Below are 6,935 nucleotides of genomic sequence, written 5' to 3' on the forward strand. Positions count from 1 at the left end.
CCCAGCCGATCGGATCGGCCGTCGAATCAGCGCGTCGGGCCCGCCGCCCGGCCCGTCCACTCGAACAGTCTTCGAACGTACGGCCAAGCCTGTGCCCGCAGTCCGCCGAAACACGGCCGAATGCCCGTTTCCGCAGATCCCAAAACCTGCGGAAGATTGTCGCCGTCGCATACCGCCGGGTACAGTCGCGGCCACTGCTTTCCCTCTGGGGTCCTCTCCGCACAGGACCGGATTTCCCCAGACCTGGTCCTGCTGCCGAGGCGAGAGAGAAGTTGGTGAACGACCAGCACGCCCACGCCGGGTACGCCGCATATGACGGTTACCAGACCGGCAGCTACGAGACCGACCCGCTCTTCGGCTCCCTGCCGGGCGGTTATGAAGGCGCTCCGGCCCCCGTCGGGCCGTACGAGACGCAGTACGACACCGCAGGCCAGTGGGACAGCGGCGCACAGCAGCAGCACCAGATGGCCGGGGCCGGATACGACGCGTACGGCACGCCGCAGTACGACACGAGCGGCCAGTGGGCGAACGTCACCACCAGCGGCACCGGATACCAGCCGTCGGCGGAGTATCAGCAGGCGGACTATCAGCCGTCGTTGGGCATTCCGGGCCAGGCGGCCGAGCCGGACATGACCGGACAGTGGGACGCCGACGCCTGGAACCAGGCGAACCAGCTCAACGGGACCGGCCACCCGGGGCAGTTCGAGAACGCGCCGTTCGGATACGACGCGTCGGGCGGGATCGCGACGGCACCGTTCGACCCGGCGCAGGCCGCGCAGTTCGAGACCGCGGCGTTCGACGCCGAGCAGTTCAGGGCCGCGCCTGTCGGATACGAGCCGACCGCGCTGTGGATGGCGCCCTCGTTCGACACCGACGCGTACGACGCCACCGCATGGAACTCGGCGGGCACGACGCCCGATCCGGCGCAGGGCCAGTACGACGCGGAAGGGCAGTACACCCAGGACGGTCAGTACGGCACCGATGGTCAGTACGGGACGGACGGCCACTACGACGCCGACGGCCAGTACGGCACGAAGGACTCGTACGACGCGCAGGACCCGTACGATCCCGAGCACCACTACGACCGCGATCAGTACGATCCCGACGCCGAGTACGGCGCTCCCGGGCCCGAGCCCGAACCCGAGGACGGCTTCGACGCGGAGCCCGGTTACGAGGCCGACGACCGCGACCGCGCCAGGAGCAAGGCGGAAGCCGACGCCGAGTTCGATCCCGAGGTCGACTCGCTGCACATGGCCCCGACCATGACCGTGCCCGCCATAACCGTGACGCCCGTGACACCTCGCCCGGTACGCCGGGCCGGCGGAGGCGGAACCGGCAGCCGTGGCCGCCGACGTACCCCCGCCAAGCGCTCCGCACTCCTCACCGTCGCCGTGCCCTCCGCCTGTGTGATGGGCGTCGCCGGTATCGCCGCCGCCTCCGTCGGCGGCCTCGGCGCGGAAGAGGCCCAGGACGACACCAAGACGACGACGGCAGCCGCCGATCCCGGCTCCGTGAAGCCCGTCGCCGCCAACAACAAGCTGGACACCCAGCTCGCCGCCCTCAGCGCCGACGCCCGTGACTTCGGTGACCGCGCCAGCCGTACGCAGGAGCGCATCGACCTCAAGGAGCGGCAGGAGGCGGAGCGCAAGCAGCGCGCCGAGGAGGCGGCCCGCAAGGAGGCCCTGCGCCCCAAGTTCGCCCTTCCCGTGGCCGCGCACGGCCTCAGCGCGTACTACGGCCAGGCCGGCGTCAACTGGATGTCCGTGCACACCGGGATCGACTTCCCCGTCTCGTACGGCACGCCGGTGATGGCCGCGACCGACGGCACCGTACGCACGCAGTACAACAGCGCCTACGGCAATATGGCCATCGTGACCGCGGCCGACGGCACCGAGACGTGGTACTGCCACCTCAGCAGCACGAGGATCCGCTCCGGCATGGTCAAGGCCGGTGATGTGATCGCCTATTCGGGGAACTCGGGCAACTCCACCGGTCCCCATCTGCACTTCGAGGTACGTCCCGGCGGCGGCTCGGCGATAGACCCGCTGTCCTGGCTCCGCAGCCACGGCCTCGACCCGACGTAGTAGGCAGCGTAGAAAGGAGAAAGCCCCTCGGCCGAGGGGCTTTCTCCTTTCCGCTTTCCGCCGAGGTCGCTCCGGACCGAGCTCGCGGACCACGCCCTACAGCTTCTCCACCGGCGCGTACCGCAGCAGCAGGCGCTTGGGCTTGGTGTCGCCGAAGTCGACCGTCGCCTGTGTGTCCGCGCCCGTCCCCGTCACCTCCGTCACCGTGCCCAGGCCGAACTGGTCGTGTGTGACACGGTCGCCGACGGCCAGCGAGATCACCGGCCGGTCGGTCGTACGCCGGGTGGCGAAGCCCGAAGGGCCGCCCGACCGCGAGCGCGAGGAACCGGAACCGCCCGCCGCCGCGGACAGCGAGGACGCGATACCGGACATCGGGCCCGCCGGGATCTGCGCTCCGGTCCGCTTCCACTCCAGATGGTGGCCCGGGATCTCCTCCAGGAACCGTGACGGCGGGTTGTACGAGGGCTGCCCCCAGGCACTCCGCATCGACGACCGCGTCAGATAGAGCCGCTCACGGGCGCGTGTGATCCCGACATACGCCAGCCGCCGCTCCTCCTCCAGCTCCTTCGTCTGGCCGAGCGCGCGCATGTGCGGGAAGACGCCGTCCTCCATGCCCGACAGGAACACCACAGGGAACTCAAGGCCCTTCGCGGTGTGCAGAGTCATCAGCGTGATGACGCCGGAGCCGTCCTCGTCCTCGTCGGGGATCTGGTCGGAGTCGGCGACGAGGGCCACCTGCTCCAGGAACTCGGCGAGCGTGCCAGCTGCGGGCGCGGCGGCCGGGGCAGCGGGGGCCGTGCCGTCGTCCGTCGCCTCGGCGGCGGCCTGCGCGCGGGCCTGCTCGAACTCCAGCGCCACCGCCGCCAGTTCCTGAAGGTTCTCGATACGCGTCTCGTCCTGCGGATCGGTCGAGGACTGAAGCTCCGCCAGATAACCGGTCCGTTCGAGCACGGCCTCCAGCACCGTCGCCGGCCCGGCGCCCGATTCGACGACCGTGCCCAGCTCCTCCATCAGCGTGTTGAAGCGCTTCACGGCATTGGCGGAGCGTGCCGCCATGCCGTACGCCTCGTCCACCCGGCGAAGCGCCTGCGGGAAGGTGATCTTCTCCCGTAGCGCCAGGGCGTCGATCATGGCCTCCGCGCGGTCCCCGATGCCGCGCTTGGGCACATTGAGGATGCGGCGCAGCGGAACGTTGTCCTCCGGGTTGGCCAGGACCCGCAGATAGGCCAGCACATCGCGGACCTCCTTGCGCTCGTAGAAACGCACTCCGCCGACGACCTTGTACGGCAGGCCGACGCGGATGAAGATCTCCTCGAAGACACGCGACTGCGCGTTCGTACGGTAGAAGACCGCGACATCGCCGGCCTTGGCCTCGCCCGCGTCCGTCAGCCGGTCGATCTCATCGACGACGAACTGCGCCTCGTCGTGCTCGGTGTCCGCGACATAGCCGACGATCTGGGCGCCGGCGCCCGCGTTGGTCCACAGATTCTTCGGACGGCGGCTCTCGTTGCGCTCGATGACCGCGTTGGCCGCGCTGAGAATCGTCTGCGTGGAGCGGTAGTTCTGCTCCAGCAAAATCGTCGTGGCGTCCGGATAGTCCTCCTCGAACTGGAGGATGTTACGGATAGTGGCGCCGCGGAAGGCATAGATCGACTGGTCGGCGTCACCGACGACACACAGCTCCGCCGGATCGTGGTCCTCGCCGGAAGGGCCCACCAGCTCGCGTACGAGCGTGTACTGCGCGTGGTTCGTGTCCTGGTACTCATCCACCAGCACATGACGGAAACGCCGCCTGTAGTGCTCGGCCACATCCGGGAACGCCTGGAGCAGATGGACGGTGGTCATGATGATGTCGTCGAAGTCCAGGGCGTTGGCCTCGCGCAGCCGTGCCTGATACATCCGGTACGCCTCGGCGAGCGTCTTCTCGAAGCCGTCGGCGGCCTGGTCGGCGAAGGTCTCCTCGTCGATCAGCTCATTCTTCAGATTCGAGATCTTGGCGCTGAAGGACTTCGGCGGGTAGCGCTTGGGATCGAGGTCCAGATCACGGCAGACCAGGGCCATCAGCCGCTTGGAGTCGGCGGCGTCGTAGATCGAGAACGACGAGGTGAATCCGAGCCGCTTGGACTCGCGCCGCAGGATCCGTACACAGGCACTGTGGAAGGTCATCACCCACATGGCACCGGCGCGCGGCCCGACGAGCTGCTCGACGCGCTCCTTCATCTCGCCCGCGGCCTTGTTGGTGAAGGTGATCGCCAGTATCTCGCCGGGATGCACAGAGCGGTTGCCCAGCAGATACGCGATCCGGTGGGTCAGGACCCTGGTCTTCCCGGAGCCGGCTCCGGCCACGATGAGCAGAGGCGAACCCATGTGCACGACGGCCGCGCGCTGCTCTTCGTTCAGCCCTTCGAGCAGCGCCGCGGGATCCACGACCGTACGCGGCGAGCCGCCGCGGTGGTAGGGATCGCGCGTCGGCGGTGCGTCGAACGCGCCGTTGAAGAGGTCGTCCGGCACCGCCTCCTGGGCATGCTCGTCGTGGTCCTCGGGCGGCGGCGGTGGCTCGTCACCGGAGGGCTGGAGGTCCGCCAGGAAACTGTCGTCAAAGAGGCTGCTCATCGCTCTCCGAGTCTAGGCCGCCGGACTGACAGCCCGCGCCCGCCTTGGAAAGTCGGGAAGTCTTCACCCGGTCACACAGCGTGACGAAAACACTCACTCGACCCCCGCACGGCACTCCGGAAACACTTTCCCTCATCGCATGAGCAAATGGTCACGAAAATGTATCGGGCATATCGGCCATCGACCTTCACATGAGGACCACAGTTTGGCTAGCGTGCTCGGTCAGGCACCCCGTACCACCGAAGGCGACCCGCGCCGAGCGGGCGACCTATGCCGAAATCGGACATTCCATAAGGAAGTTCGACGGAAGGAGATGCTGGCCTTGGCGTCGCATCGCAAGTCGCGCACCCGTAGCGGAGTACGCACCAACTCCCCCGCCGTCGGGCTCACGACGGCCGCACTCGCTTCGGTCACGCTGCTCTCGGCACAGAGCGCGAACGCCGCGCCCGCCGAGCCCAGGCCGTCCGTCGAAGAGGTGCAGAAGAAGGTCGACGATCTCTACCGCCAGGCCGGCGGCGCGACGCAGCAGTACAACAAGGCCAAGGAAGCCACGGAGAAGCAGAAGCGCGCGGTCGGCCGCGTGCTGGACGAGGTCGCCAAGCGCGCGGACAAGCTGAACGAGGCCCGCCGTACGCTGGGCAGCTTCGCGGCCGAGCAGTACCGCGAGGGCGGGCTCACCCAGACCGCCGCCCTGCTGTTCTCCGACAGCCCGCAGGCGTACTTCGAGCAGACACAGGTGATGGACCGGCTGGCGGACCGTCAGCGCGGTGTCCTGGCCGACTATCAGGCGCAGCAGGCCGCGGCGGCGAAGGAGCGGGCGGAGGCGGCGAAGAGTCTGGAGTCGCTCACCGCGTCACAGGCCTCGCTGCGGACCAGCAAGGAGAACGTACAGAAGAAGCTCGGCGCGGCCCGTGCGCTGCTGTCGCAGCTGACCGCGGCGGAGCAGGAGCGGCTGGCGGCGCTGGAGCGCAAGAAGGAAGAGGAGGCCCGCCGGAAGGCGGAGGCGAAGGCCAAGGAGGAGGCCCGCGCGAAAGCGGAGGCGGAGGCCGAGGCCGAGCGCACACGCGAGCAGGAACAGGCCGCCCAGCCGCCTGCGACCGGCACGGGCACGGATTCCGGGGCGGGGACGGGCTCCGGTACCGGCTCGGGATCCTCCGACAGCGGCTATGCCACCAAGGCCGCGAAGGTCCTCGCCTTCGCACGCGCGCAGATAGGCAAGCCATACGTCTGGGGCGCGTCCGGGCCCAGTTCGTACGACTGCTCGGGCCTGACACAGGCCGCCTGGCGGGAAGCGGGCGTGGAACTGCCGCGCACCACCTGGGAACAGGTCAAGGTCGGCACACGCGTCGCGACGGGAGATCTGCTCCCCGGCGATCTGGTCTTCTTCTACGACGACATCAGCCATGTCGGCATCTACATAGGCGACGGCATGATGATCCACGCGCCCAAGCCGGGCGCGAACGTCCGCGAGGAGTCGATCTACTACATGCCGATCTACGGAAGCGTCCGCCCGGCCTGACCGGCGCTCACACTCCCCTCATGCCTCAGGTCCAGAGTGTGGCGATGAGGATATTGGCCGTCGTCAGACCGCCGACCGCGCTGAACAGGCCCTTCGGCGCCGTCTCCTCGTCCCGCTTCACATAGACGACGGCGAGGATCACGACGAGGATCGCCAGTTTGATGCCGATCTTGATGTTGTTCACGGGATTGTCGTCGGCCTGGTTCAGGCCGACCAGGGCGATGCCCGTGACCAGCATCGTCAGCGCTCCGTGCAGCATCGCGGGACCGAAGCGGGCCGTGCCGGTGCTCATCGACTTCATCTGGGTCAGAAAGCCGCCGAGCAGCGACGCTATGCCGATGATGTGCAGGGCGACGAAGACATTGATGAGTACGTCCATGGCCGGAGCCTAACGGGGTCCATATCACCTCTCCCAGGTGAGGTACGGCTTTCTTTCCCTATCGGCCGGGTCGGACCGGAAGGGCACCATTCCGCCGGGATCATCCTGATCACAAAGCGCTTCGGAACCTTCACCTCCAGCCAATAGCGGCCATGCCGACACCGAGCTGTGACCTTGCGCCATAGCGTCCCTCTCCAGGCGGCCGACTCGTACCGCCGGACCCGGACCGTACGTACCCGTACCGAAGGAAGTGGACGCCCTCGTGGCAGCGCACCGAAAACGCAAGCAGCGCCGGCTCACCGGCCCGACCGGCCGCACCGCCGCCACCCTCGCCCTCGCC

The 6,935-nt window shown here is 68.3% G+C and carries 4 protein-coding genes; 2 read left to right on the forward strand and 2 right to left on the reverse strand.

Translation table 11 applies throughout. The features are described 5' to 3' along the window. The first annotated feature begins 275 nt into the window (after positions 1 to 275). A complete protein-coding gene (locus GA0115259_RS31895) occupies positions 276 to 2,084 on the forward strand; it encodes a M23 family metallopeptidase (protein ID WP_093603424.1) in 1,809 nt (602 codons plus the stop codon). A gap of 96 nt (positions 2,085 to 2,180) precedes the next feature. On the opposite strand, the gene pcrA is transcribed toward GA0115259_RS31895, so the two are convergent. Next, positions 2,181 to 4,697 (reverse strand): DNA helicase PcrA, encoded by a 2,517-nt coding sequence (gene pcrA / locus GA0115259_RS31900; protein WP_093603426.1) that lies wholly within the window; start codon positions 4,695 to 4,697, stop codon positions 2,181 to 2,183. Between the two features lie 322 nt (positions 4,698 to 5,019). Between pcrA and GA0115259_RS31905 the strand changes: the two genes are divergently transcribed. Next, entirely contained in the window at positions 5,020 to 6,216 is a 1,197-nt protein-coding gene (locus GA0115259_RS31905) for a C40 family peptidase (RefSeq protein WP_093603430.1), read from the forward strand. Between the two features lie 25 nt (positions 6,217 to 6,241). On the opposite strand, the gene GA0115259_RS31910 is transcribed toward GA0115259_RS31905, so the two are convergent. Next, a complete protein-coding gene (locus tag GA0115259_RS31910) occupies positions 6,242 to 6,595 on the reverse strand; it encodes a hypothetical protein (protein WP_093603428.1) in 354 nt (117 codons plus the stop codon). Positions 6,596 to 6,935 lie beyond the last annotated feature (340 nt).

The sequence above is a fragment of the Streptomyces sp. MnatMP-M17 genome, from assembly GCF_900091995.1.
Lineage (GTDB): Bacteria > Actinomycetota > Actinomycetes > Streptomycetales > Streptomycetaceae > Streptomyces.